The organism is Paracoccus rhizosphaerae (assembly GCF_026162645.1).
GTDB classification, from domain to species: domain Bacteria; phylum Pseudomonadota; class Alphaproteobacteria; order Rhodobacterales; family Rhodobacteraceae; genus Paracoccus; species Paracoccus rhizosphaerae.
In genome coordinates, this window is the sequence record NZ_JAOTBE010000032.1 from 16,376 (window position 1) to 38,791 (window position 22,416).

The following is a 22,416-nucleotide window of genomic DNA, read 5'->3' on the forward strand; positions in this document are numbered from 1 at the left end:
TCCTAATAGGCGACATTGTGCCGATACAAACCGCCCCGTCAAGAACCGCGTCACGCCCGGCTGACGCATTCAACCCATGCGGGACAGCTGCCAAAGCTTCTCTGCCCATTCCATGGACAGGCGCCGTTCCTCGGCCGCCTCGGCCGCTTCCTCATCGGCGCCCCAGCGTTCAATCTGGAAATCCTCGTCGATCCGAGACAGGCGATGCGCCTCGGCCGCGGTCAGCCGGCCGCGGATGACCGCCAGCCCCAAGACCAGAGAGCCGGGAATGGTCACCAGATCGTGCAGCGCCGTCAGCCCCCAGAGATCCAGGGCCGCCACTTCCGACCGAAGCCGCGCGACGGCGGCTGGGTCCTGCTCGACCGGGATGAGGCCCGTCGTGACGCGCAGGATGGCCCTCATCTGGTCATTCGCCCAATCCAGAAGCGGGTCCCACTCGGCCGCCTGTCGTTCGACCAGTTCGGCGGGTTCGGGTGCGCGATAGCACAGAAGGTCTGTCCCGCCATATTCGGCCAGCATGTCGACCACGCCCTCGACCTGCGGCAGGACCTTCTCGACCGCCGAGTTTGCCGACCGCGTCAGCGGCATCGTGTGTGGCAGGATTTCCTGCGACTGCGCATCCCATTCGGCGGCGATCGCCTGCGCCAGGGGCGCGGTCGGCAGCACCAATGGCAGCTTGCCGGGCGTCCGCAGCACGCGGTCGTCCAGCAGGATCTCGTAACCGCCGTCGGTGGCGCTGGTGTCGACCCGCGTCCAGAACCTGCGCGCCTTCCATTCGCTCATTCGGCCCACTCCTCGATTGTCCGGGTCAGTGTGTCGAAATCGCAGGCGACCCGCGCAGCGCCGGCATCGGTCAACGCCGTAACCGGGTGATAACCCCAGCTGACGCCAAAGCCCTGCAGGCCCGCCGCACGGGCCATCAGCATGTCGAAGCTGGTATCGCCCACCATCACCGACCGCGACGCCTCGGCCCCCGTCTCGGCCAGCGCGGCCAGCAGCATCGAGGGGTGCGGCTTCGACGGGTGGCCGTCCGCCGTCTGCAGGCTGATGAACCTGCCCTGCAGGCCATGCGCCGCGATCATCGCGTCCAGGCCGCGCCGGGACTTGCCGGTGGCGACCGCCAGCAGCAGGTCGTCCCGCGCCGCCAGCCGGTCAAGGCACTCCATCGCGCCCGGATAAAGCGGCGCCGCCCGTTCCAGCCGGGCGCGCATGAAGCTGTCCTTGTAGCCGGCCACGATCCGCGCCTGCGTCTGGACATCCGCCTCGGGCGCCAGCTCGGCGACGGCGACGGGCAGCGACAGGCCGACGATGGTCAGCACCCGCGCCTTGGGCAGCGGCGTCAGCCCGGCCTCCTCGAAGGCGAAGCTCATGGCGTGGTGGATGTGATCCTGGCTGTCGACCAGCGTGCCGTCGACGTCGAAGACGACCAGCCTCATTCGGCCTCCGCGAACGGGTCGTCGGGGACGTCGTTCTCGTGCCAGCCGAGCAATTTCCACGTCCGCTGCATGTGCTCGGGCAAGGGCGCCGTCAGCGTCACGCGCTTCTTGGTGATCGGGTGGTCGAAGGACAGGCTGCGGGCGTGCAGGTGCAGCTTCTTGCTGATCTCTCCGCCCAGTTGCGCGCCCCAGCCGTCGCCCAGATTTTCCTGCCCCGAGCCGCCATACTTGCCGTCGCCGACGATCGGGTGGCCCAGTTCGGCCATGTGGGCGCGCAGCTGGTGGGTCCGCCCGGTGATGGGCACCAGCGCGCACCAGCTGGCCCGCGTCGCCAGCGCATCCAGAACGGCATAATCCGTCGTCGCGCGCTTGGCGCCTTCGGTGGTGTCGATGTCGCGCGGATGGACGGCGATCATCTTTTCGTTGTCGCCGCGCCCGCCGCCACCCTTGACCAGGCCATAGCGGACGGTGCCCATCCGCGGATGCGGCACGCCCGCCACCGCCGCCCAATAGATCTTGCGTGTGGTGCGTGACCGGAACGCCTCGGACAGCGCCCGCGCCACGCGGTCGGTGCGCGCCAGAAGCAGGACGCCGGAGGTGTCCTTGTCCAGCCGGTGCACCAGCTTGGGCCGGTCCTTGAAGCCGAACATCAGCGCCTCGGTCAGGCCATCGACGTGGCGACCGCCCAAGCCGCTGCCGCCCTGGCTTGGAAGGCCCGGCGGCTTGTTCAGCGCGATGATGTGTTCGTCCTTCCACAGGACCGCGGACTGGATCATCTGCGCATCGCTGTCGGTCAGACGCGGCCCGATCGGGCGAGGCTTGGCCGGGACGGGCTGCGCGTCGGGCAGCGGCGGGACGCGCACCTCCTGCCCCGGCTCGATCCGGGTGGCGGCCTTGACGCGGCCGCCATCGACCCGCAGCTGGCCTGTGCGGCACATCTTCTCGACCGCGCCCTGGGACAGCTGCGGAAACCGCTTCTTCAGCCAGCGGTCCAGGCGCATCTCGCCCTCGTCCTGGCCCACGGTGATCGTCTGAACGCCGCTCATGCCCAGATCCCCCGTCCAAGCGCCAGCCCCGCGACGACCGCCGCCAGCGATAGCACCACCGACGCCAGCACGTAGGTCGCCATCCCCCAGACCTGCCCGCGTTCCCACAGCGTCAGCGCGTCCAGCGAAAAGGCCGAAAACGTCGTGAACCCGCCCAGGACCCCGGTCAGCAGAAGCGGTGCATAGTGATCGCCAAGCCGCATGGCCACGGCCACGGCCAGCACGCCCATGGCGAAGCTGCCCAGCACGTTGACGACGCCGGTGGCGACGGGAAAGGCGGGACCGTGCCAGGTGATGGCGCGATAGACGGCATAACGTGCCGTCGCGCCCGCCGCGCCGCCGATGGCGACCTGAAGGAATGGGTTCATCATGGGCTGCTCCTGTGCCGTTGGCGGCGCAAAGTCAACCGCCGCGCTTCAGACGCTGGCTGACGAACCAGTCCAGCCGGCGCTTCAGCTCCCGCTCGAAGCCCCGCTCGACCGGGGTATAGAGGACAGGACGCTTCAGCCCGTCGGGAAAATAGTTTTGGCCGCTGAAGCCGTCCTCGGCGTCGTGGTCATAGGCATAGCCGGCCCCATAGCCCTGGTCCTTCATCATTTTCGTTGGCGCGTTCAGGATATGAGCGGGTGGCATCAGGCTGCCGGTCCGCCGGGCCTCGGCCCGTGCGCCCTTATAGGCCGCGTAGCCGGCATTCGACTTCGGCGCCAGCGCCAGATAGATCACCGCCTGCCCCAACGCCAACTCGCCCTCCGGGCTGCCAAGCCGCTCGTAAAGCGCCCAGGCATCAAGGCAATGCCGGGCGGCCGCCGGATCGGCCAGGCCGATATCCTCGATCGCCATGCGCGTAATACGCCGCGCCAGATAGCGCGGATCCTCGCCGCCTTCCAGCATGCGCGCCAGCCAGTAAAGCGCCGCATCCGGATCGCTGCCGCGCACCGACTTGTGCAGCGCCGAGATCAGGTTGTAGTGCTCGTCACCCGACTTATCGTATTTCGCGGCCCGCTTCATCAGCCGCTGTGCCAGCGCGTCCGGGTCGACCTTGGCGTCAGTCTTCCAGGCGGCCACCTGTTCGATCAGGTTCAGGCAAGCGCGGCCATCGCCGTCGGCCATCTCCAGCAGCGCCTCGCGCGCCTCGGCCGTCAGGGGCAGCTTGCGGCCCAGTTCACGTTCGGCCCGCTGCGCCAGCAGCTCCAGGTCGGCCAGCGAAAGGCGCTCCAGAACGATCACCTGCGCGCGCGACATCACGGCGGCGTTCAGCTCGAACGAGGGGTTTTCCGTGGTCGCACCGACCAGCAGGATCGTCCCATCCTCCATGTGCGGCAGGAAGCTGTCCTGCTGCGCCTTGTTGAAGCGATGGATCTCGTCCACGAACAGCAGAGTCGCGCGTCCCTGCTGCCGGCGCAGCTTCGCCGCCTCGAAGACCTTGCGCAGGTCGGGGACGCCGGTGAAGATGGCGCTGATCTGAACAAACGCCAGATCGCTTTCGTCGGCAAGAAGCCGGGCGATGGTGGTCTTGCCCACCCCCGGCGGCCCCCATAGGATCAGCGATGACAGGCTGCCCGCCGCCAGCATGCTTCCCAAGGGTCCGTCAGGGCCTAGAACGCGTGCCTGACCGATGACGTCCGACAGCCTGGCCGGACGAATGCGGTCCGCCAAGGGCCTGACCTCCGCCTTGCGCGGAGGTCCGGATTCTGAAGCTGTATCGAAAAGATCCGCCATGACGTTTCCAATCTAGGACGGACCCGGCACCGGCAACAGGGGCGATCTGCCTCTCAGTGCATCTTCGCGGTCAGGTCGATTGACACGCACTGGAAAGCGCCATCATCGATCCACAGCTCGGGGCCAAGCGCCTTGGCGGTCAGCCCACAGCGCCCGTACCAGCGCGGCCAGTTGGCGCCAGTCAGCGCGATCAGCCGGGTGGCGCCCATGTCGCGGGCCGATCCGGTCATCGCCTCGACCATCTTGAAGTGCACCTTCCGGCGATACATCTGCGGGATCGAGTGGCTGACGAACACCCGCGAACATTCCCAGACATGCTGATCGACCGGAGCCTTGTCGAACAGCAGATCCTGCGGGATCGACCCGCCCAGAATGCCTTCCTGCGCATCGCGGATCATGTAGGAATAGATGCCGCAGCGCGCCGTGGTCGGCGTCAGGCGGATACCCGCCAGAACCTCGCCCATGTCGTGGATCGCGATCCAGCGACTTTGGGGCGTGTCGTACTGGTCGAACTCCATGTCCTCGGCTTCGGGAAGATCCCAGTTCTTCTGGACAATGAAGCTCTGTTTTCGCGCGCGAAAGAGGTTTGCGAATAACTCGCCATGGTTGTGTAAATTGGAAAAAGAGAGGGTGGTAATCTGCATGTGATGCTCCTGGGGTATGAGGTCCCCCTCCGTGCCTCGCTCTACCCCGGCGACCTACAACAGACGGTATTCCTTGGCTCTCTGAAGCGCTTCGGCCGTCGTCCTGGCGTTCAAACGCTCTCGGACCGAGATCAGCCGTGCCTTGAAGGCGCTTTCAGTAATGCCAAGCTTGGCAGCCGCTGCTGCGTGGCGATCGCCCTCTGCGATGCAACGAAGGGCTTCTTTCTGAGCCTTCGTCAGGCTCGCAGGCGGCTCTGTTATTTCGTGGAGCCGCCATACCGTCGTCGAGATCTCTTGGATCTCGGCATCCGTGAACTCTCGATCGGGACGGGCGAAAGAGGCGATTGTGCGTGATGCGATCGGCCCGTGCGACACGGTCAGACCGAAGATCAGGCCGTGATCTGCGGCGTCCTTAAGAATGTCGAAGGGATCCGGGATTGGCAGCGCCGACCATCGGCAGGCGCCGGTCGTCGAAAAGCCCCAGGCAATGGTGGGGTCGCGCAGCGCATAGCCATTCTGCGAGTAGAACTCGGCCCAGTCCTCGGCATAGGTCTGGAACTGCATCAGGGGGGCTGCAAAGCGGATGTGCAGGCCGACGAAATACCCGGACAGGGCAATCTTGCCCAGCTTCCGCAGTCCGGCGTTTATATCTGCACGAGAAGACATGGGCGATGGAGACAACTGATAAAGGTTGAGAGGGGCATCACTTGCAGCTTTGCCCTCATATCATTTCATAAAAGTTAACAACAACAGCACGTTTCAAAAAAACTTAGACCATCAGCCTAGGCTGGCCTGTGAACAATTGTAAGACGACACTACAGTCTGTGCAAAGCCTGCGATAGCTTTCTCGGCCAACATTCCGCAACGTCAACAGGGATCTGCCCAAGAAAAAGCCCCGTCGCGACGGCTCGCGGCGGGGCATCAGTGTTCGATGTGCCGCAATCAGTCTTCGGCGGCGAACTCGGCTTCCAGACGGGCGCGGTCGGCGGCGCCTTTGGCAGAGGTATCGCGATCAACCAGTTCGATGATCGCCATCGGCGCCATGTCGCCATAGCGGAATCCAGCCTTCAGGATGCGGACGTAACCGCCTTGGCGATCCTTGTAACGCTCGCCCAGCACGTCGAACAGCTTGGCCACGTGCATGTCCTGCTTCAGTTGCGAATCGGCCTGACGACGGGCGTGCAGATCGCCACGCTTGGCCAGCGTGATCAGCTTTTCGACGATCGGGCGCAGTTCCTTGGCCTTCGGCAGCGTGGTCTTGATCTGCTCGTGCTCGATCAATGAGCCGGCCATGTTGGCAAACAGCGCCTTGCGGTGTTCGTGGGTGCGGTTGAGGCGGCGATAGCCACGGGCGTGACGCATGATGATCTCCTATGACGTCTTTTGCTTTGTCCGGCAGCCCATGCGTGCGGGCCGCTCTCCTTGGGGCGGGATGCCCAATTGCGGCGGGGTGACCCCCGCCGAGGTCTCAGAACTGGTCGTCGAAACGCTTGGCCAGGTCCTCGATGTTTTCCGGCGGCCAATCGACGACGTCCATGCCCAGGTGCAGGCCCATGCCCGACAGCACTTCCTTGATCTCGTTCAGGGACTTGCGGCCGAAGTTCGGGGTCCGCAGCATTTCGGCTTCGGTCTTCTGGATCAGGTCGCCGATATAGACGATGTTGTCGTTCTTCAGGCAGTTCGCCGAGCGGACCGACAACTCCAGCTCGTCGACCTTCTTGAGCAGGCGCGGGTCGAATTCCAGCCCATCGTCGCTGTCCTGGCGCGTTGCCGATTCTGGTTCGTCGAAGTTGACAAAGACCGACAACTGATCCTGAACGATGCGCGCGGCATAAGCCACGGCGTCCTCGGGGGTCAGCGAACCATCCGTCTCGATCTTCATGGTCAGCTTGTCATAGTCCAGAACCTGCCCCTCACGGGTGGGCTGGACCTCGTAGCTGACGCGCTTGACCGGCGAGAAGATCGCGTCGATCGGGATCAGGCCAATGGGGGCGTCCTCGGGGCGGTTCTTGTCAGCGGCGACATAGCCCTTGCCCGTCTGGACGGTCAATTCCATGTTCAGTTCGGCGCCGTCATCCAAGTGGCAGATGACGTGATCGCGGTTCAGCACCGTGATGCCGGCCGTTTCCTGAATGTCGCTGGCCTTGACCTCGCCCGGCCCCTTGGCCGAGAGCGTCAGGCGCTTGGGCCCCTCGACATCCATCTTCAGGGTGACACCCTTGAGGTTCAGCACGATATCGGTCACGTCCTCGCGGACGCCGGCGACGCTGCTGAACTCGTGCAGGACGTTGTCGATCTGGACGGCCGTGATGGCACCGCCCTGTAGCGACGACATCAGGACGCGGCGAAGCGCGTTGCCCAGGGTCAGGCCGAAACCCCGCTCCAGCGGCTCTGCGACCAGCGTCGCGGTGCGGGTCGCATCCGCACCCGGCTTGACGACCAGCTGAGTCGGCTTGATCAGTTCGGCCCAATTCTTGTGGATCATGGATTTTCCTCCATACCTGTCTCCGACCCATGACCGTGGCCGGAAACGCCCGAGGTGAAATGCGAAAGTCCGGCCCGCGCGAAAGCCCCGCGCGGACCGGTCAATGATGATCCAGGATCAGACGCGGCGGCGCTTCGGCGGGCGGCAGCCGTTGTGGGCGATCGGCGTCACGTCACGGATCGCCGTGATGTTGAAGCCGGCGGCAGCCAGCGCGCGCAGGGCCGATTCGCGGCCCGAACCGGGTCCCTGAACCTCAACGTCGATGGTGCGGACGCCGTGTTCCTGGGCCTTGCGGGCCGCATCCTCGGCAGCCATCTGGGCGGCGTAGGGCGTCGACTTGCGCGAACCCTTGAAGCCCATCGTGCCGGCCGACGACCACGAGATCGCGTTGCCCTGAACGTCCGAGATCAGGATCTTGGTGTTGTTGAAGCTGGAGTTCACATGCGCCACACCGGTGGCGATGTTCTTGCGCTCCTTGCGCTTCATGCGGGTCTTGTCACGTGCCATGTCGCTGCCCCCTTACTTCTTCTTGCCGGCGATGGGTTTCGCCGGGCCCTTGCGGGTGCGGGCGTTGGTGTGGGTGCGCTGACCGCGGACCGGAAGGCCGCGACGGTGACGCAGGCCACGATACGAGCCCAAGTCCATCATGCGCTTGATGTTCATCTGAACTTCGCGACGCAGGTCGCCTTCGACGGTCAGGTTACCGTCGATGTATTCGCGAATGGCCAGAACTTCGGCATCCGACAGGTCGTTCACGCGGCGGGTGCGGTCGATGCCGGTCGCTTCGCAGATCTGTTCGGCGAACATGTCGCCGATGCCGTGGATATAGGTCAGGGCGATCGGGACGCGTTTCCCGGTCGGAATGTTGACGCCAGCAATACGAGCCACGCGTTTTCCTTTTCAGTTGCGGTTCCGTAACGCCGGAACCTTTTTTCACAACGCAAGGCCCGAAAGCTGCGCCTTCGGGCCAATCGATGGTCCACCCGCGAACCGGGTGATTCTCTTGCGAGATGCCGTGCTTTAATGGTCGCGGCGGTTGGGGTCAACCCTCCTGCGGCAGCAGGGCCTCGATCTGGGCCGCGACCTGATCCATGGCCGCCATGCCGTCGACCTGACGCAGGTCACCCGTGGCATAGTAATAGCCCAGAAGCGGCGCCGTCTTCTTGTAGTATTCGCGCAGGCGGTCCGAGAACACCTCGGGCGTATCATCGTTCCGAACCGGCTGACCGGCAGCCAGCGTTTCTTCCGCGCGCTTGACGATCCGCGCAACCAGCGCGTCGTCGTCGACCTTCAGTTCGATGGCGGCGTCCAGCTTCTGGCCGGTTTCCTGCAGAAGGGCACGCAGCGCATCGGCCTGCGCCAGCGTGCGGGGGAAGCCGTCAAAGATGAAGCCCTTGCCGCCCTCGGCCAATTTCTCGCGGATCAGGCCAATCACGATCTCGTCGGTGACCAGCTCGCCCCGGTCCATCACCTCGGCCACGCGCTTGCCCATCTCGGTCCCCGACGACCGAGCGGCGCGCAGCATGTCGCCGGTGGACAGCTGGACCAGCCCGCGATCCTCGACCAGCCGCTTAGCCTGGGTTCCCTTGCCGGCGCCCGGAGGCCCGAGCAGGATGATGTTGATGGTCATGGCGTCTGTCCCCCTCGCTTGGCCATCGTCGCGGCCTTGTGCTTGACGGCGCGGCCATGCAGGGGCCGCGCCGGTTCGTTACGGTCAGCGGCGCGACGGAGCGCGGCGCGGCCTTGCAGTTCCGGGCTTGCGCTTGCCGCGCAGCTGGGACTTCTCGATCAGGCCCTCGTACTGGTGTGCCAGCAGATGGCTCTGGACCTGGTTGATCGTGTCCATCGTCACCGACACCACGATCAGCACCGACGTGCCGCCCAGGTAGAATGGGATCGACAGCTGCGAGCGCAGGATCTCGGGCATCAGGACGACCGCCGCCAGATAGGCCGAGCCGATGACAAGCACCCGGTTCACGACATAATCGAGATAATCCTGCGTCCGCTTGCCGGGCCGGATGCCCGGAATGAACCCGCCCTGGTTCTTCAGGTTCTCGGCCACATCGTCGGTCTTGAACGAGACGTTCTGCGTGTAGAAATAGGTGAAGAACACCACCATGCCTGCGAAGAACAGCAGGTAGAGCGGCTGCCCCGGACCGAAATAGGCTAGGATCGTCGACATGATCGGCCCAGCCTCGTTGCCCGAGAAGGTCGAGATGGTGACCGGCAGCAGCAGCAGCGAACTGGCGAAGATGGCCGGGATCACCCCCGCCGGGTTCACCTTGACCGGCAGGTGGCTCGTCTGGCCGTCATAGACCTTCATGCCGACCTGGCGCCGCGGATACTGGATGCGGATCTTGCGGAGCGCCCGCTCCATGAAGACGACGAAGGCGATGACCGCGATCAGCATGATGATCACGAAGAGGATCACCGGCGTCGAGATCGCGCCGGTGCGGCCCTGCTGGAAGAAGCTGGCCAGCGCGGCGGGGATCTCGGCCAGGATGCCCACGAAGATGATCAGCGAGATGCCGTTGCCGACGCCGCGCGCTGTTATCTGTTCGCCCAGCCACATCAGGAACATCGTGCCGCCGACCAGCGTGATCACGACAGCCGCCTGGAAGAACAGACCGGGATCGTGCGCCAGTCCGCCGGCCTCAAGGCTGCGGGCCAGTCCGTAGGCCTGGAACAGCGCCAGTGCGACAGTTCCGTAGCGGGTGTACTGGTTGATCTTCTTGCGGCCCTGCTCGCCTTCCTTCTTCAGCTGCTCGAGCGTTGGGACCATCGAGGTCAGCAGCTGCACGATGATCGAGGCCGAGATGTAGGGCATGATGCCCAAGGCAAAGACGCCCATGCGGCCGAGCGCGCCGCCGGTGAACATCGACAGCATGCCGCCGATGCCAGACTGCGCCTGATCCATGAAGTTGCGCAGCGCCGCCCCGTCGATGCCGGGCACGGGGATGTAGGTGCCGATGCGATACATGATCAGCACGCCGATCGTGAACCAGATCCGCTGGCGGAGTTCCGTGGCCTTGCCAAGTTGACCCCAGGAGAGGTTCGCGGCCATCTGTTCTGCGGCTGACGCCATATGAGTCCGTCCCGTATCATGACAGCGCCGCCGACCCGTTTCCGCGGGGACCGGCGGCGCCTGAAAACCTAGATGCTATCTATGGGGCGGGAAAGCCCCGATCAACAGCTTATTCGGCCGCCGCGGGTGCCGCGGGCAGCGTGACCTTCCCGCCGGCCTTCTCGACCGCCTCGACAGCCGCCTTCGAAGCGCCGGTGACGACGATGGTCAGGCCGGCCTTCAGCTCGCCCTTGGCCAGCAGACGGATCCCGTCCAGCTTGCGGCGCACAAGGCCGCTAGCGACCAGCGCGTCCTCGGTCAGCTCGGCCGAGGCATCGATCTTGCCGGCATCCACGAAGCCCTGGATCTGGCCCAGGTTCACGACGGCGAACGACTTGGCGTTCGGCTTGGTGAAGCCGCGCTTCGGCAGGCGGCGATAGAGCGGCATCTGGCCGCCCTCGTATCCGTTCAGCGCGACGCCCGAGCGGGACTTCTGGCCCTTGATACCCCGGCCGGCAGTCTTGCCCTTACCCGAGCCGGGACCACGCGCCACGCGCTTCTTCGCGCGGTTGGCACCTTCGTTGTCGCGGATTTCATGCAGTTTCATGTCGCTTCTCCTTCGCCGGACGCACCCTCGAAGCGAAACAGGGGGCCACGGCACGTGATGTTGTCGGATCGTGCCCTTTGGCACCGAGGCCCCATACACGCTTGGGCCGCGGCATTCAAGTGATCTCCCGCGCCAGCCTCACCGTCAGTTGTCTTGTGCCTTCCGGCACGGTTGCTAGGCATCGGTTGACGACACTGACGGACGGACCCATGAGATACCTGCTGACGGCGCTCCTGATCGCCCTGCCCTTCACCGCACAAGCCGAAGAACCCGTCTTCTGCACGGCCCGCATCAACGACCGCGATGTCGTCATGGGCTATGACAAGGCCGAGGCAAAGCTCTCGGACACCTATTCGCGGCGCGAGTTGCTGGCGACGAAATGGGGCCGGCACGATTGCCCCAGCTATGTCGTGCTGCGCAGCCTGACGCCCGAACTGACCGACGAGGAGCGCCTGCCCTTCTGCCTGCGCGTCGACGATAATGGCGATTCGGTCGTCGGTTATGACCTTGGCGAACGCGATGCCTGGGGCCGCTGCCGGGCGGGCACCGGCACGGTCTGCACCCGCGTCAACCAGACGACGGCGGCAGCGGGGGCGCTGACCTCGGCCGCCGCGCGGCGGTCGATTAACGGGCTCCAGGCCCTGCCCGACGGATCGGGCGCGGTCATCATCAGCGGGACCGGCGGCTACATCTCGGGCGCGCTCGCCTCGCTCGGGGGTGCCGCGGCAGCGGTGGCGGCCTCTCCGATGCTGCTGACCGGAGCCGTGGTGTCGGTCGTCGCTGTCGGCGGCACACTCTATGCCTGCCACGACAGCTGAACCAGACAGCAAAACGCCCCGCTTTCGCGGGGCGCCTTCAACGAAGCCTGGCAGCTCAGTTCTTTTCTTCGATGATGGTCACAAGATGCGGGATCTTGTTGACCATGCCGCGGACCGAGGGAGTGTCCTCCAGTTCGCGCGTACGGTTCATCTTGTTCAGGCCAAGACCCTTCAGCGTCTCGCGCTGGATGGCCGGGCGGCGGATCGGGCTGCCGATCTGCTTGACGACGATGGTTGCCATTCGGACTGCTCCTTACGCTTCGACAGCGGCGTCAGCCGGCTTTTCGTTCGACGGCAGGATGTCGGCCACCTTCTTGCCACGACGCTGCGCGACTGAACGGGGGCTCGATTCCTTCTTGAGACCGTCCAGCGTGGCGCGGATCATGTTGTAGGGGTTCTGCGAACCCTGCGACTTGGCCACGACGTCCTGGACGCCCAGCATCTCGAACACGGCGCGCATCGGGCCGCCGGCGATGATGCCGGTCCCCGGAACGGCGGTGCGCATGATGACCTTGCCGGCACCGTGACGACCTTCGATGTCGTGGTGCAGGGTCCGGCCGTCACGCAGCGGCACGCGGACCATCCCGCGCTTGGCCTGCTCGGTTGCCTTGCGGATCGCCTCGGGGACCTCTTTGGCCTTACCCTTGCCGAAACCAACACGGCCACGCTGGTCGCCAACGACCACGAGCGCAGCGAAGCCGAAGCGCTTGCCGCCCTTGACGGTCTTCGAGACGCGGTTGATCGCGACAAGGCGATCCTGGAATTCCGGGTTCTCGTCGCGCTCTTCGCGGCGGCCCCGGCGGTTGTCACGTTCTGCCATGCGGCATTCCTTCCCTTGGCGCGCGCGGCGCCGGTAAATCTCAATCCTGGTGGGCGCCCCCCAATATGGACGCCCCCGGATCATCGGGGCGGCGAGACCGCCGCCCGCATCATCAGAACTTCAGACCACCTTCACGGGCGGCGTCGGCCAGGGCCTTCACCTTGCCGTGGAAGATGAAGCCGCCGCGATCGAAGACGACGTCCTCGATGCCAGCAGCCTTCGCCCGCTCGGCAATGGTCGAACCGATCTTGGCCGCAGCCTCGACGTTGTTCTTGCCAACGAGGCCCAGATCCTTCTCAAGCGTGCTGGCAGAAGCCAGGGTCACGCCGTTCAGGTCGTCGATGACCTGAACCGAGATGTTCTTGGACGAACGATGAACCGACAGCCGCGGACGGCCGTTCGACATCGCACGCAGTTTGTTCCGAACGCGCAGGCGGCGCTTCTGGAACAGCTCTTGCTTTTTCAGTGCCATTTCATGCGCCCCTTACTTCTTCTTGCCTTCCTTGCGGAAGACATACTCGCCCTTGTAGCGGATGCCCTTGCCCTTGTAGGGCTCGGGACGGCGCCACTCGCGGATGTTTGCGGCAATCTGACCAACCAGCTGCTGGTCAATGCCTTCCACAACGATTTCGGTCTGCTTCGGCGCCGTGATCGTCACGCCGTCCGGCGTTTCGAAGTTCACGTCATGCGAATAGCCCAGAGCCAGCTTCAGGGTCTTGCCCTGCATCGTGGCACGGTAGCCGACGCCCTGGATCTCGAGCTCTTTCTTGAAGCCCTCCGAGACGCCCACCGTCAGGTTTTCCACCATCGAGCGGGTCATGCCCCACTGCTGCCGCGCGCGCTTCGAGTTGCCGCGCGGGGTCACCGTCACGGAACCATCGGCCAGCGCCACATCCACGTCGTCGGTCGCCGTGAAGCTGCGGGTGCCTTTCGGCCCTTTCACTTCGATGGTCTGACCCTTCACTTCGGCCGTCACGCCCTTGGGCAGTTCGACCGGCTTCTTACCAATCCGAGACATCTGCTGCCCTCCTTAGAACACGGTGCAGAGGACTTCGCCGCCGACATTGGCAGTGCGAGCCGCTGCATCCGACATGACGCCCTTGGGGGTCGAGACGATCGAGACGCCCAGACCCTGACGGACCTGCGGGATTTCCTTGGAACCGGCATAGACGCGGCGACCCGGCTTCGAGACGCGCGACAGTTCGCGAATGACCGGCGAACCATCGTGGTACTTCAGCCCGATTTCCAGCTCCTTGTGGCCGGCTTCGGTAGTCACTTCCTCATAGCCGCGGATGTAACCTTCGTTCTTCAGCACGTCCAGAACCCAAGCACGCAGCTTGGAGGCGGGGGTGCGGACGGTCGATTTGCCGCGCATCTGAGCGTTGCGGATGCGGGTCAGCATATCGCCGAGAGGATCGTTCATCATTCCCTGTTCCCCCTTACCAGCTGGACTTGACCAGGCCGGGGATCTGACCTTGCGAGCCGAGCTCGCGCAGCATGATCCGCGACAGTTTCAGTTTGCGGTAATACGCGTGCGGACGGCCGGTCAGTTGGCACCGGTTGTGCAGACGCGTGGCCGACGAATTGCGCGGCAGTTCGGCCAGCTTCAGCGTGGCCTTGAACCGCTCTTCCATCGGGCGGGACTGGTCGTGGATGATCTCGTTCAGTTCGGCGCGCTTGGCGGCGTACTGCTTGACCAGACGCTCGCGCTTCTTCTCGCGCTCGACCATGGATTTCTTTGCCATATCTTCTTTCCCTCCGCGACTCAGCTGGTGAACGGCATGTTGAAATGCTTCAACAGCGACTTCGCTTCCGCGTCGGTCTTCGCGGTGGTGCAGATGATGATGTCCATCCCCAGAACTTCGTCGACCTTGTCGAAGTTGATCTCCGGGAAAACGATGTGCTCCTTCAGGCCCATCGCATAGTTGCCACGACCGTCGAAGGACGAACCCTTCACGCCGCGGAAGTCGCGGACGCGCGGCAGCGCGATGTTGATCAGGCGATCCAGGAATTCGTACATGCGGTCGCCACGGAGCGTCACCTTGCAGCCGAGCGGCATTTCCTCACGAACACGGAAGCCGGCGATCGACTTCTTGGCATGCGTGATGACAGCCTTCTGACCGGCGATGAGCGACAGCTCTTCGGCGGCCTGCTTGACCTTCTTGGTGTCCTTGACGGCCTCGCCGACGCCCATGTTCAGGACGATCTTGTCCAGGCGCGGGATCTGCATGTCGTTCTTGTAGCCGAACTCTTCCTTGAGGGCGGCCTTGATCTGGTCGCGGAACTGGCCGCGCAGACGGGGCGTGTATTTGGTGGCGTCCAGCATCAGATCACGTCTCCGGTGGTCTTGGCGAAGCGGACCTTGTTGCCGTCTTCCATACGGAAGCCGACGCGGGTCGCTTTGCCGTTCTTGTCCATCAGCGCCAGGTTCGACAGGTCGATGGGCATGGCCTTCGATACGCGGCCGCCCTGGCTGGTCTGCGACTGGCGGGTGTGGCGGATCGCGACGTTCACGCCGTCCACGATGGCCTTGTTGTCCTTGGGCATGACAGCGGTGATCTCACCCTGCTTGCCCTTGTCCTTGCCGGCCAGAACGACGACCTTGTCGCCTTTTTTCAGCTTGGCAGCCATCACAGCACCTCCGGTGCAAGCGAGATGATCTTCATGAAGTTCTTGGCCCGCAGCTCGCGCACGACCGGCCCGAAGATACGGGTGCCGACCGGTTCGCCCTGGTTGTTCAGGATGACGGCAGCGTTGCGGTCGAAGCGGATCGAGGTGCCGTCTTCACGGTTCACTTCTTTCGCGGTGCGGACGACGACGGCCTTGCGGACGTCACCTTTCTTGACCCGGCCCCGCGGGATGGCTTCCTTGACGGACACGACAATGATGTCGCCCACCGACGCATAGCGACGGTGCGAACCACCCAGGACCTTGATGCACTGAACCCGGCGAGCGCCGGAGTTGTCAGCAACATCCAGATTGGTCTGCATCTGGATCATTTGGTTTCTCCCGACCTTTGGGGACCGCGGCTTGCGGCCCCAGGGTTTCGATCATTTCTGATCTGTGATGATGGACTTCAGGCCGAAGCCGCTTCGTCCGTCAGGACAGTCCAGCGTTTCGTCTTCGAAATCGGCGCACATTCGACAATGCGAACCATGTCGCCGATCTTGAACTGGTTCTGCGCGTCATGCGCGCGGTATTTCTTGGTGAAGCGCACCGTCTTGTGCAGCAGCGGGTGCTTGAGGCGACGCTCGACCAGGACGGTGACGGTCTGTTCGTTCTTGTCGCTGGTGACGCGGCCTTGCAGGATGCGTTTGGGCATGGACCGGGCTCCTTAGTTCGAGGCCGCGGCGTCGGCCGCTTTCTGGTTCAGAATCGTCTTCACGCGGGCAACGTCACGGCGGACGGTACGCATGCGGGCGGTGTTCTCGAGCTGGCCGGTGGCCTGCTGGAAGCGCAGGTTGAACGCTTCCTTCTTAAGCGCAACCAGCTGATCCTTCAGCTGGTCGGGCGTCTTCGACTTCAGTTCTTGCGCGTCCATGACGGCAGTTCCTTTCAACATCACCGGAGAGCCCCTGTCATCCAGGGCCACCCTGATTCCGGTGGAGTTTCGTAATGAAGGCCGTCCCATACAGGCTGCGGCCATGTTTGGCAACCCGTTTCCGGAATGCCAGAAAAGAATGGACCCTGCCGGTCGCCCGGCAGGGTCCAGATCGTCACGATCGCGACCTGATTACCAGTCTTCGCGAGCCACAATGCGGGTCAGCACCGGCAGCTTCATCGCGCCGAGGCGCAGGGCCTCACGGGCGATGGTTTCGTTCACGCCGTCGATCTCGAACATGATCCGGCCGGGATGGACCCGTGCCGCCCAGAAATCGATTGAGCCCTTGCCCTTACCCATCCGGACTTCCGTCGGCTTAGACGACACCGGGACGTCCGGGAAGATCCGGATCCAGACCCGGCCCTGACGCTTCATGTGGCGGGTGATCGCGCGGCGGGCCGCTTCGATCTGGCGCGCGGTGACGCGCTCGGGCTCAGTAGCCTTCAGCGCGAACGAGCCGAAGTTCAGGTCGAAGCCGCCCTTGGCTTCACCGTGGATGCGGCCCTTGTGCTGTTTGCGGAACTTCGTCCGTTTCGGTTGCAGCATCTTTTCTACTCCTTACCGGGCGTCGCGGCGCGCACCGCGAGGGGCCGGACCTTCCTGAGCCTCGGCGGTGCGGCGGTCATGGGCCTGGGGATCATGTTCCATGATCTCGCCCTTGAAGATCCACACCTTCACGCCGATGATCCCGTAGGGGGTCGTGGCTTCGGACAGCGCATAGTCGATGTCGGCCCGCAGGGTGTGCAGGGGCACGCGACCCTCGCGGTACCATTCGGTCCGGGCGATCTCGGCGCCGCCGAGACGGCCGGCGACGTTCACGCGGATGCCCAGGGCACCCATGCGCATCGCGTTCTGGACCGAGCGCTTCATCGCGCGGCGGAACGAGACGCGACGCTCGAGCTGCTGGGCGATCGACTCGGCAACCAACTGGGCATCGACTTCGGGCTTGCGCACTTCGACGATGTTCAGGTGCAGTTCGCTGTCGGTGAAGTTCGCCAGCTTCTTGCGCAGCACCTCGATGTCCGCACCCTTCTTGCCGATGATCACACCGGGACGCGCGGCGTGGATGGTCACGCGGCACTTCTTGTGGGGGCGTTCGATGATGACGCGGCTGACGCCGGCCTGCTTGGCTTCCTTGTGGATGAAGTCCCGGATCTTCAGGTCTTCAAGCAGCAGGTTGCCATAGTCCTTGTCGTCGGCGTACCAGCGGCTGTCCCAGGTGCGGTTGACCTGGAGGCGCATGCCGATCGGATTGACCTTCTGACCCATTACGCTTGCTCCTCGACTTGGCGCACCTTGATGGTGATTTCCGAAAACGGCTTCATGATCTTGCCGAACCGGCCGCGTGCCCGCGGACGGCCACGCTTCATCACCAGGTTCTTGCCGACCCAGGCCTCGGCGACGATCAGGTTGTCGACGTCCAGACCGTGGTTGTTCTCGGCGTTCGCGATGGCCGACTGCAGGCACTTCTTCACGTCGCCAGCGATGCGCTTGTGCGAGAAGGTGAGATCGGCCAGGGCCTTGTCGACCTTCTTGCCGCGGATCAGCTGAGCCACGAGGTTCAGTTTCTGCGGCGAGGTGCGAAGCATCTTCGTCTTGGCGAAGGCCTCGTTCTCCGCCACGCGGCGCGGATTGGTTTCCTTACCCATGACGATTACTTCCTCTTGGCTTTCTTGTCCGCGGCGTGACCGTAATAGGTGCGCGTGGGCGAATATTCACCGAACTTCTGGCCGATCATCTCTTCGGAGACGTTCACCGGGATGTGCTTGTGCCCGTTGTAGACGCCGAAGGTCAGGCCGACGAATTGCGGCAGGATGGTCGAACGACGCGACCAGATCTTGATGACGTCGGACTTGCCCGACTCACGGGCCTTCTCCGCTTTCTTGAGCACATAGGCGTCAACAAAGGGGCCCTTCCAAACAGAACGTGCCATAGCTTAACGCCCCTTCTTCTTCGCGTGACGCGAGCGCAAGATGTACTTGTCGGTCGCCTTGTTGCTGCGGGTCTTCTTGCCCTTGGTGTCCTTGCCCCAGGGCGTGACCGGGGTCCGGCCACCCGAAGTGCGGCCTTCACCACCACCATGCGGGTGGTCGATCGGGTTCATCGCGACACCGCGGACCGACGGGCGGATGCCCTTGTGGCGGTTGCGGCCGGCCTTGCCGAGGTTCTGGTTCGAGTGGTCAGCGTTCGACACGGCACCGATGGTGGCCATGCATTCCTGACGGACCAGACGCAGCTCGCCCGAGGACAGGCGGATCTGGGCATAGCCGCCGTCGCGGCCGACGAACTGGGCATAGGTGCCGGCCGAACGTGCGATCTGGCCGCCCTTGCCGGGCTTCAGCTCGACGTTGTGGACGATCGTGCCGATCGGCATGCCGCTGAAGGGCATGGCATTGCCGGGCTTCACGTCGACCTTGCTGCCTGCGAAGATCCGGTCGCCGACAGCCATGCGCTGCGGGGCAAGGATGTACGCCTGCTCGCCGTCTTCGTACTTGACCAGCGCGATGAAAGCGGTCCGGTTGGGATCGTACTCGATCCGCTCGACGACTGCTGCCACATCGAACTTGGTGCGCTTGAAATCGACGATGCGATACAGGCGCTTTGCCCCGCCGCCCTGGCGGCGCATGGTGATCCGTCCGGTGTTGTTCCGACCGCCCTTCTTCGTCAGGCCCTCGGTGAGGGACTTGACGGGGCGACCTTTCCAAAGCTCCGAACGGTCGATCAGAACCAGCCCGCGCTGGCCAGGCGTCGTCGGTTTATACGACTTCAATGCCATCTTTCTGTCTTCCGTTGCTTTGGACCAGGATGGTCCGTTTCAGTCAAATGCGGCCGCCCCGGGAAATCCCGGGGCGGCCGGATCGCGTCCGGTTATCAGAGACCGGTCGACACGTCGATGCTGTTACCCTCTTCCAGGGTGACATAGGCCTTCTTCACGTCGCTGCGACGGCCCAGTTGGCCGCGGAAGCGCTTCTGCTTACCCTTGGTGATGGTGGTGTTGACCGCCTTCACCTTGACGCCGAACAGGGCCTCGATCGCCTGCTTGATCTGGGGCTTGGACGAGTCCTTTGCCACCTGGAAAACGACGCCGTTGTTCTCGGACGCCATGGTCGCTTTTTCCGTGATGATCGGCTTGACGATCACGTCGTAGTGTTCTGCTTTCGCGCTCATTTCAGGCGAGCCTCCAGAGCTTCGACACCGGCGCGCGTGATCACCAGCGTGTCACGCTTGAGGATGTCATACACGTTGGCGCCGATCGACGGCAGGATGTCCACGCCTTCGATGTTGCGGGCTGCGCGGGCGAAGCCTTCGTTGACTTCGGCACCGTCGATCACCAGCACGCGCTTCCAACCGTTCTCGCGGACGGCCTTGGCGACGGCAGCGGTCTTGGCATCGGCCAGGTTCAGATCCTCGACGATGACCAACTCACCCGCGGTGGCCTTGGCCGACAGCGCGTGACGCAGGCCAAGGGCGCGGACCTTCTTGGGCAGGTCGAATGCGTGCGAACGCGGGGTCGGACCCTTGTAGACGCCACCGTGACGGAAGGTCGGCGCCTTCTTGGAACCGTGGCGAGCGCCGCCGGTGCCCTTCTGGCGATAGATCTTCTTGGTCGAGTAGCTGACGTCGGACTTGCCCAGCACCGAGTGTGTGCCGGCCTGCGCTTTGGCGTGCTGCCAGCGGACGACGCGCTGCAGGATGTCGCCGCGCGGCGCCAGCCCGAAGACGTCATCGGCCAGATCGATCGACCCGGCCTTGCCGGAATCCAGCTTGATCACATCAAGTTTCATCACTTGTCTCCTTCCGGCGCGGCGTCGTCGGCCTTGTCGGACTCGATCGAGGCTTCGGCTTCCTGCAGAGCGGCTTCCTGCTCGGCGGCAGCGGCTTCCTCGGCGGCCTTGCGGGCGGCTTCCTCCTCGGCGGCGGCCTGGGCGGCGGCTTCCTCGGCCAGACGCTTGGCTTCTTCGGCGGCGGACTTCAGCGCGGCGGGATAGATCAGGTTCTCGGGCGTCGCCTTCTTGACGGCGTCCTTGATCGTGACCCAGCCACCCTTCGAACCCGGCACCGAACCCTTGACCATGATCAGGCCGCGGTCGGCGTCGGTGCGCACGACCTGCAGGTTCTGCGTAGTGACGCGAACGGCACCCAGATGACCGGCCATTTTCTTGCCCTTGAACACCTTGCCCGGGTCCTGGCACTGGCCGGTCGAACCGTGCGAGCGGTGGCTGATCGACACGCCGTGCGAGGCGCGCAGACCGCCGAAGTTGTGGCGCTTCATGGCACCCGCAAAGCCCTTACCGATCGAGGTGCCGGCGATGTCCACGTACTGACCTGCGAAATAGTGGTCAGCAGTGATTTCCTCACCCACGTTGATCAGGTTCTCTTCGGCAACGCGGAATTCCGCGATCTTGCGCTTGGGCGCGACCGAGGCCTTGGCGAAGTGACCGCGCATCGCAGCCGTGGTGCGCTTGGCCTTGGCGGCGCCTGCACCCAGCTGAACGGCGGTATAGCCGTCGGTGGCAGCGGTGCGCTGCGCGACGACCTGCAGACCGTCCAGTTGCAGGACGGTGACGGGAACCTGGCGGCCGTCCTCGAGGAACAGACGCGTCATGCCCAATTTCTTGGCGATAACACCAGTACGCAACATGTCGTGCCTCCTCAGACCTTGATCTCGACGTCCACGCCGGCGGCGAGGTCGAGCTTCATGAGGGCGTCGACGGTTTGCGGGGTCGGATCGACGATGTCCAGCAGGCGCTTGTGCGTGCGGATTTCCCACTGGTCGCGCGACTTCTTGTCGATGTGCGGACCACGGAGAACCGTGAATTTCTCGATCTTGTTGGGCAGCGGGATCGGGCCGCGAACGGTCGCGCCGGTGCGCTTGGCCGTATTGACGATCTCCTGCGTGCTGGCGTCCAGCACGCGATAGTCAAACGCCTTCAACCGGATCCGGATATTCTGGCTTTGCATTTCACTTCCCTCTTGCGGGGAGTTCCAGTCGAGAGGCTGACAACGCACCACGCGGCGCCAGCATCGGACCGTCTAAAATAACAGCAGGCCGCCCATGACCGGCGGCCTTGCCCATGGCAACTGATTCCTCCGCCCACAAGGGGAAGACCCGCTGCGATGGGCTCCATTACAGTGTCATCGGCATCTGGTCAAGCTCCCTCACCCGACGCCGGGCCCATTTGTTGTGCCGGTCGCCGGCTTACGCTAGACCGCATTCGGTTAGCCTCAAGAGGGAACGATGCGGGCGAAGATGATACGCTGGCTGCGGCGCCATCCCGCGCTGTTAGCCAAGCTGCGGCGGCTGCGAGGCCGCGCAATGCATTGGCACCCTCATGCGGGGAGACGGCCTAGAGATCCGGCAGCGCCCGTCACTTGGCACACCACCCGCCCCGGCATTGCCGCCCCTCGGCCGTTGGAATACGCCGAAATTGCGATCTTGCCGGCGCAGCGCATGGTCTACCGCAATCAGATATCAGATGGCGGTCCCGCGTGGCCCGACTTCAATTGCCAACCGCTTGTTCGTCATCTAGTCCATGACCAGCCGGTGGACTGGGCGACTTGCCCGACGCGTCGGCCCGGCCGCCGCGTGAGCGCGCCGGTGATTTGGGGCGGGCGGCTGATCTTCCACTTTGGCCACTTGGCGGCCGAACACCTGAACCGTATCCCCGCCGCGCTGTATCATCGACCCGATGCGCACGTCGCGGTGACCCTCCCGCCGGGCCGGGTGGTGGCGGACATTCCGCCATGGCTATGGGACATGCTGGCTTGGTACGGCGTTGCGCCGTCGCGGCTGCTGGCCGTAACCAATCCAATTGAAGCTGAACAGCTTTTCGTCGGCCCGCAGCCCGAGCACCTCGGCGCGCATCCCCCACCCGCCTGGTTTCTCGATCTTCTGGACGAACTGCCCAGGCTGAATGACCTGAGGCCAACGCCCACGCCGGTCGTCTATGTAACGCGCCAGGGTCAGCCCGCGCTTGGAAATGGTGGCCATGCCGGCGAGGGTGCGCTGGTTCGCGCACTCGGGCGTGCGGGTGCCATGGTGATCGATCCTGCCCGCCTGCCGCTGCGCGCGCAGCTCGAGGCCTATGCGGGGGCACGGCACCTGGTCTTCGCCGAGGGTTCCGCAGTGCATGGACGGCAGCTTCTGGGCCGTCTGGACCAAGAGATCCTGATCC

The 22,416-nt window shown here is 64.3% G+C and carries 36 protein-coding genes; 2 read left to right on the forward strand and 34 right to left on the reverse strand.

Translation table 11 applies throughout. The features are described 5' to 3' along the window. Positions 1-69 precede the first annotated feature (69 nt). The 14 genes from OC184_RS12120 to rplO all read right to left on the reverse strand — a co-directional run bounded on the left by OC184_RS12120 (position 70) and on the right by rplO (position 11,001). The gene (locus tag OC184_RS12120) at positions 70-783 is read right to left on the reverse strand and encodes an ATP12 family chaperone protein (protein WP_265507448.1); all 714 of its coding nucleotides are present in this window, start codon (positions 781-783) and stop codon (positions 70-72) included. Continuing rightward, positions 780-1,436 (reverse strand): HAD-IA family hydrolase, encoded by a 657-nt coding sequence (locus OC184_RS12125; protein WP_265507449.1) that lies wholly within the window; start codon positions 1,434-1,436, stop codon positions 780-782. Before OC184_RS12125 ends, OC184_RS12120 begins: the two co-directional genes overlap by 4 nt. Continuing rightward, positions 1,433-2,482 carry an RluA family pseudouridine synthase gene (locus OC184_RS12130; protein WP_265507450.1) on the reverse strand — a complete coding sequence of 350 codons (1,050 nt, stop codon included), beginning with the start codon at positions 2,480-2,482 and terminating at the stop codon, positions 1,433-1,435. Before OC184_RS12130 ends, OC184_RS12125 begins: the two co-directional genes overlap by 4 nt. After that, a complete protein-coding gene (gene crcB, locus OC184_RS12135; protein WP_265507451.1) occupies positions 2,479-2,853 on the reverse strand; it encodes a fluoride efflux transporter CrcB in 375 nt (124 codons plus the stop codon). The genes OC184_RS12130 and crcB overlap by 4 nt, the downstream gene beginning before the upstream one ends. Positions 2,854-2,884: 31 nt before the next feature. Then, entirely contained in the window at positions 2,885-4,201 is a 1,317-nt protein-coding gene (locus OC184_RS12140; protein ID WP_265507452.1) for a replication-associated recombination protein A, read from the reverse strand. 53 nt (positions 4,202-4,254) lie between these two features. Then, positions 4,255-4,845, reverse strand: a complete 591-nt coding sequence (locus OC184_RS12145) for an acyl-homoserine-lactone synthase (protein WP_265507453.1) — start codon at positions 4,843-4,845, stop codon at positions 4,255-4,257. A gap of 54 nt (positions 4,846-4,899) precedes the next feature. Continuing rightward, a complete protein-coding gene (locus OC184_RS12150) occupies positions 4,900-5,511 on the reverse strand; it encodes a helix-turn-helix transcriptional regulator (protein ID WP_265507454.1) in 612 nt (203 codons plus the stop codon). A gap of 276 nt (positions 5,512-5,787) precedes the next feature. Then, positions 5,788-6,207 (reverse strand): 50S ribosomal protein L17, encoded by a 420-nt coding sequence (gene rplQ / locus OC184_RS12155; RefSeq protein WP_265507455.1) that lies wholly within the window; start codon positions 6,205-6,207, stop codon positions 5,788-5,790. Between the two features lie 106 nt (positions 6,208-6,313). Continuing rightward, complete coding sequence (locus OC184_RS12160; RefSeq protein WP_119885000.1) at positions 6,314-7,330, reverse strand: DNA-directed RNA polymerase subunit alpha; 1,017 nt, start codon at positions 7,328-7,330, stop codon at positions 6,314-6,316. Positions 7,331-7,447: 117 nt separating this feature from the next. After that, complete coding sequence (rpsK, locus tag OC184_RS12165; RefSeq protein ID WP_265499303.1) at positions 7,448-7,837, reverse strand: 30S ribosomal protein S11; 390 nt, start codon at positions 7,835-7,837, stop codon at positions 7,448-7,450. 12 nt (positions 7,838-7,849) lie between these two features. Further along, positions 7,850-8,218, reverse strand: coding sequence for a 30S ribosomal protein S13 (gene rpsM, locus OC184_RS12170; RefSeq protein ID WP_265507456.1), 369 nt, complete (start codon positions 8,216-8,218; stop codon positions 7,850-7,852). 154 nt (positions 8,219-8,372) lie between these two features. Then, a complete protein-coding gene (locus OC184_RS12175) occupies positions 8,373-8,960 on the reverse strand; it encodes an adenylate kinase (RefSeq protein WP_265507457.1) in 588 nt (195 codons plus the stop codon). Between the two features lie 84 nt (positions 8,961-9,044). Then, positions 9,045-10,415 (reverse strand): preprotein translocase subunit SecY, encoded by a 1,371-nt coding sequence (secY, locus tag OC184_RS12180; RefSeq protein ID WP_265507458.1) that lies wholly within the window; start codon positions 10,413-10,415, stop codon positions 9,045-9,047. A 109-nt stretch (positions 10,416-10,524) separates the two neighbouring features. Next, positions 10,525-11,001 (reverse strand): 50S ribosomal protein L15, encoded by a 477-nt coding sequence (rplO, locus tag OC184_RS12185; protein ID WP_265507459.1) that lies wholly within the window; start codon positions 10,999-11,001, stop codon positions 10,525-10,527. 209 nt (positions 11,002-11,210) lie between these two features. Between rplO and OC184_RS12190 the strand changes: the two genes are divergently transcribed. Further along, the gene (locus OC184_RS12190) at positions 11,211-11,819 is read left to right on the forward strand and encodes a hypothetical protein (RefSeq protein WP_265507460.1); all 609 of its coding nucleotides are present in this window, start codon (positions 11,211-11,213) and stop codon (positions 11,817-11,819) included. Between the two features lie 55 nt (positions 11,820-11,874). Here OC184_RS12190 and rpmD read toward each other — a convergent pair whose 3' ends face one another. The 20 genes from rpmD to rpsJ all read right to left on the reverse strand — a co-directional run bounded on the left by rpmD (position 11,875) and on the right by rpsJ (position 21,202). Next, positions 11,875-12,060: a 50S ribosomal protein L30 gene (rpmD, locus tag OC184_RS12195; protein WP_265499297.1), complete on the reverse strand. Its 186-nt coding sequence runs from the start codon at positions 12,058-12,060 to the stop codon at positions 11,875-11,877. Between the two features lie 12 nt (positions 12,061-12,072). Next, positions 12,073-12,639, reverse strand: a complete 567-nt coding sequence (gene rpsE / locus OC184_RS12200; RefSeq protein ID WP_265499296.1) for a 30S ribosomal protein S5 — start codon at positions 12,637-12,639, stop codon at positions 12,073-12,075. Positions 12,640-12,751: 112 nt separating this feature from the next. After that, the gene (gene rplR, locus OC184_RS12205) at positions 12,752-13,111 is read right to left on the reverse strand and encodes a 50S ribosomal protein L18 (protein ID WP_265507461.1); all 360 of its coding nucleotides are present in this window, start codon (positions 13,109-13,111) and stop codon (positions 12,752-12,754) included. Positions 13,112-13,123: 12 nt separating this feature from the next. Next, a complete protein-coding gene (gene rplF, locus OC184_RS12210) occupies positions 13,124-13,657 on the reverse strand; it encodes a 50S ribosomal protein L6 (RefSeq protein WP_265507462.1) in 534 nt (177 codons plus the stop codon). A 12-nt stretch (positions 13,658-13,669) separates the two neighbouring features. Further along, a complete protein-coding gene (gene rpsH / locus OC184_RS12215) occupies positions 13,670-14,062 on the reverse strand; it encodes a 30S ribosomal protein S8 (RefSeq protein WP_265507478.1) in 393 nt (130 codons plus the stop codon). A gap of 16 nt (positions 14,063-14,078) precedes the next feature. After that, the gene (rpsN, locus tag OC184_RS12220) at positions 14,079-14,384 is read right to left on the reverse strand and encodes a 30S ribosomal protein S14 (RefSeq protein WP_265507463.1); all 306 of its coding nucleotides are present in this window, start codon (positions 14,382-14,384) and stop codon (positions 14,079-14,081) included. Between the two features lie 20 nt (positions 14,385-14,404). Further along, a complete protein-coding gene (gene rplE, locus OC184_RS12225; RefSeq protein ID WP_265507464.1) occupies positions 14,405-14,965 on the reverse strand; it encodes a 50S ribosomal protein L5 in 561 nt (186 codons plus the stop codon). Then, the gene (gene rplX / locus OC184_RS12230; protein ID WP_265507465.1) at positions 14,965-15,270 is read right to left on the reverse strand and encodes a 50S ribosomal protein L24; all 306 of its coding nucleotides are present in this window, start codon (positions 15,268-15,270) and stop codon (positions 14,965-14,967) included. Before rplX ends, rplE begins: the two co-directional genes overlap by 1 nt. Further along, entirely contained in the window at positions 15,270-15,638 is a 369-nt protein-coding gene (gene rplN / locus OC184_RS12235) for a 50S ribosomal protein L14 (protein ID WP_022708219.1), read from the reverse strand. Before rplN ends, rplX begins: the two co-directional genes overlap by 1 nt. Positions 15,639-15,715: 77 nt before the next feature. Continuing rightward, a complete protein-coding gene (gene rpsQ / locus OC184_RS12240) occupies positions 15,716-15,961 on the reverse strand; it encodes a 30S ribosomal protein S17 (protein WP_265507466.1) in 246 nt (81 codons plus the stop codon). 12 nt (positions 15,962-15,973) lie between these two features. Then, on the reverse strand, positions 15,974-16,180 hold the full coding sequence (rpmC, locus tag OC184_RS12245; RefSeq protein ID WP_265507467.1) for a 50S ribosomal protein L29: 207 nt from the start codon (positions 16,178-16,180) through the stop codon (positions 15,974-15,976). Between the two features lie 192 nt (positions 16,181-16,372). Then, positions 16,373-16,786 (reverse strand): 50S ribosomal protein L16, encoded by a 414-nt coding sequence (gene rplP / locus OC184_RS12250; RefSeq protein ID WP_265507468.1) that lies wholly within the window; start codon positions 16,784-16,786, stop codon positions 16,373-16,375. A gap of 12 nt (positions 16,787-16,798) precedes the next feature. After that, positions 16,799-17,509, reverse strand: coding sequence for a 30S ribosomal protein S3 (gene rpsC / locus OC184_RS12255; RefSeq protein WP_265507469.1), 711 nt, complete (start codon positions 17,507-17,509; stop codon positions 16,799-16,801). Further along, the gene (gene rplV / locus OC184_RS12260) at positions 17,509-17,889 is read right to left on the reverse strand and encodes a 50S ribosomal protein L22 (protein ID WP_265499287.1); all 381 of its coding nucleotides are present in this window, start codon (positions 17,887-17,889) and stop codon (positions 17,509-17,511) included. Before rplV ends, rpsC begins: the two co-directional genes overlap by 1 nt. 5 nt (positions 17,890-17,894) lie before the next feature. After that, positions 17,895-18,173, reverse strand: a complete 279-nt coding sequence (gene rpsS, locus OC184_RS12265) for a 30S ribosomal protein S19 (protein ID WP_119751637.1) — start codon at positions 18,171-18,173, stop codon at positions 17,895-17,897. A 3-nt stretch (positions 18,174-18,176) separates the two neighbouring features. Next, positions 18,177-19,016 (reverse strand): 50S ribosomal protein L2, encoded by an 840-nt coding sequence (gene rplB, locus OC184_RS12270; protein ID WP_265507470.1) that lies wholly within the window; start codon positions 19,014-19,016, stop codon positions 18,177-18,179. A 95-nt stretch (positions 19,017-19,111) separates the two neighbouring features. Next, the gene (locus OC184_RS12275) at positions 19,112-19,408 is read right to left on the reverse strand and encodes a 50S ribosomal protein L23 (RefSeq protein ID WP_265507471.1); all 297 of its coding nucleotides are present in this window, start codon (positions 19,406-19,408) and stop codon (positions 19,112-19,114) included. Then, positions 19,405-20,025, reverse strand: a complete 621-nt coding sequence (gene rplD, locus OC184_RS12280) for a 50S ribosomal protein L4 (RefSeq protein ID WP_265507472.1) — start codon at positions 20,023-20,025, stop codon at positions 19,405-19,407. The genes OC184_RS12275 and rplD overlap by 4 nt, the downstream gene beginning before the upstream one ends. Continuing rightward, positions 20,025-20,882, reverse strand: a complete 858-nt coding sequence (rplC, locus tag OC184_RS12285) for a 50S ribosomal protein L3 (RefSeq protein WP_265507473.1) — start codon at positions 20,880-20,882, stop codon at positions 20,025-20,027. The genes rplD and rplC overlap by 1 nt, the downstream gene beginning before the upstream one ends. 11 nt (positions 20,883-20,893) lie before the next feature. Beyond that, on the reverse strand, positions 20,894-21,202 hold the full coding sequence (gene rpsJ / locus OC184_RS12290) for a 30S ribosomal protein S10 (protein ID WP_042247848.1): 309 nt from the start codon (positions 21,200-21,202) through the stop codon (positions 20,894-20,896). 625 nt (positions 21,203-21,827) lie between these two features. On the opposite strand from rpsJ, the gene OC184_RS12295 reads away from it, so the two are divergent. Then, the coding region (locus OC184_RS12295; protein ID WP_265507474.1) for a glycosyltransferase family 61 protein at positions 21,828-22,416 on the forward strand (589 nt) is incomplete at its 3' end.

Coding starts and splice junctions, on each gene's coding strand:
- rplE (WP_265507464.1), bottom strand. CDS start 14,965: ATGCTGGACGCCACCAAATACACGCCCCGTCTGCGCGGCCAGTTCCGC.
- secY (WP_265507458.1), bottom strand. CDS start 10,415: ATGGCGTCAGCCGCAGAACAGATGGCCGCGAACCTCTCCTGGGGTCAA.
- OC184_RS12190 (WP_265507460.1), top strand. CDS start 11,211: ATGAGATACCTGCTGACGGCGCTCCTGATCGCCCTGCCCTTCACCGCA.
- rpmD (WP_265499297.1), bottom strand. CDS start 12,060: ATGGCAACCATCGTCGTCAAGCAGATCGGCAGCCCGATCCGCCGCCCG.
- crcB (WP_265507451.1), bottom strand. CDS start 2,853: ATGATGAACCCATTCCTTCAGGTCGCCATCGGCGGCGCGGCGGGCGCG.
- rplD (WP_265507472.1), bottom strand. CDS start 20,025: ATGAAACTTGATGTGATCAAGCTGGATTCCGGCAAGGCCGGGTCGATC.
- rplN (WP_022708219.1), bottom strand. CDS start 15,638: ATGATCCAGATGCAGACCAATCTGGATGTTGCTGACAACTCCGGCGCT.
- OC184_RS12145 (WP_265507453.1), bottom strand. CDS start 4,845: ATGCAGATTACCACCCTCTCTTTTTCCAATTTACACAACCATGGCGAG.
- OC184_RS12160 (WP_119885000.1), bottom strand. CDS start 7,330: ATGATCCACAAGAATTGGGCCGAACTGATCAAGCCGACTCAGCTGGTC.
- rpsJ (WP_042247848.1), bottom strand. CDS start 21,202: ATGCAAAGCCAGAATATCCGGATCCGGTTGAAGGCGTTTGACTATCGC.
- rplP (WP_265507468.1), bottom strand. CDS start 16,786: ATGCTGCAACCGAAACGGACGAAGTTCCGCAAACAGCACAAGGGCCGC.
- rpsK (WP_265499303.1), bottom strand. CDS start 7,837: ATGGCACGTGACAAGACCCGCATGAAGCGCAAGGAGCGCAAGAACATC.
- rplO (WP_265507459.1), bottom strand. CDS start 11,001: ATGAAACTGCATGAAATCCGCGACAACGAAGGTGCCAACCGCGCGAAG.
- rplR (WP_265507461.1), bottom strand. CDS start 13,111: ATGGCACTGAAAAAGCAAGAGCTGTTCCAGAAGCGCCGCCTGCGCGTT.
- rplB (WP_265507470.1), bottom strand. CDS start 19,016: ATGGCATTGAAGTCGTATAAACCGACGACGCCTGGCCAGCGCGGGCTG.
- OC184_RS12175 (WP_265507457.1), bottom strand. CDS start 8,960: ATGACCATCAACATCATCCTGCTCGGGCCTCCGGGCGCCGGCAAGGGA.
- rpsE (WP_265499296.1), bottom strand. CDS start 12,639: ATGGCAGAACGTGACAACCGCCGGGGCCGCCGCGAAGAGCGCGACGAG.
- rpmC (WP_265507467.1), bottom strand. CDS start 16,180: ATGGACGCGCAAGAACTGAAGTCGAAGACGCCCGACCAGCTGAAGGAT.
- OC184_RS12125 (WP_265507449.1), bottom strand. CDS start 1,436: ATGAGGCTGGTCGTCTTCGACGTCGACGGCACGCTGGTCGACAGCCAG.
- rpsC (WP_265507469.1), bottom strand. CDS start 17,509: ATGGGTCAGAAGGTCAATCCGATCGGCATGCGCCTCCAGGTCAACCGC.
- OC184_RS12140 (WP_265507452.1), bottom strand. CDS start 4,201: ATGGCGGATCTTTTCGATACAGCTTCAGAATCCGGACCTCCGCGCAAG.
- rplQ (WP_265507455.1), bottom strand. CDS start 6,207: ATGCGTCACGCCCGTGGCTATCGCCGCCTCAACCGCACCCACGAACAC.
- rpsH (WP_265507478.1), bottom strand. CDS start 14,062: ATGAACGATCCTCTCGGCGATATGCTGACCCGCATCCGCAACGCTCAG.
- OC184_RS12150 (WP_265507454.1), bottom strand. CDS start 5,511: ATGTCTTCTCGTGCAGATATAAACGCCGGACTGCGGAAGCTGGGCAAG.
- rplC (WP_265507473.1), bottom strand. CDS start 20,882: ATGTTGCGTACTGGTGTTATCGCCAAGAAATTGGGCATGACGCGTCTG.
- rpsS (WP_119751637.1), bottom strand. CDS start 18,173: ATGGCACGTTCTGTTTGGAAGGGCCCCTTTGTTGACGCCTATGTGCTC.
- rplV (WP_265499287.1), bottom strand. CDS start 17,889: ATGGGTAAGGAAACCAATCCGCGCCGCGTGGCGGAGAACGAGGCCTTC.
- rplF (WP_265507462.1), bottom strand. CDS start 13,657: ATGTCTCGGATTGGTAAGAAGCCGGTCGAACTGCCCAAGGGCGTGACG.
- rpsQ (WP_265507466.1), bottom strand. CDS start 15,961: ATGCCCAAACGCATCCTGCAAGGCCGCGTCACCAGCGACAAGAACGAA.
- OC184_RS12275 (WP_265507471.1), bottom strand. CDS start 19,408: ATGAGCGCGAAAGCAGAACACTACGACGTGATCGTCAAGCCGATCATC.
- OC184_RS12130 (WP_265507450.1), bottom strand. CDS start 2,482: ATGAGCGGCGTTCAGACGATCACCGTGGGCCAGGACGAGGGCGAGATG.
- rpsN (WP_265507463.1), bottom strand. CDS start 14,384: ATGGCAAAGAAATCCATGGTCGAGCGCGAGAAGAAGCGCGAGCGTCTG.
- OC184_RS12120 (WP_265507448.1), bottom strand. CDS start 783: ATGAGCGAATGGAAGGCGCGCAGGTTCTGGACGCGGGTCGACACCAGC.
- rplX (WP_265507465.1), bottom strand. CDS start 15,270: ATGGCTGCCAAGCTGAAAAAAGGCGACAAGGTCGTCGTTCTGGCCGGC.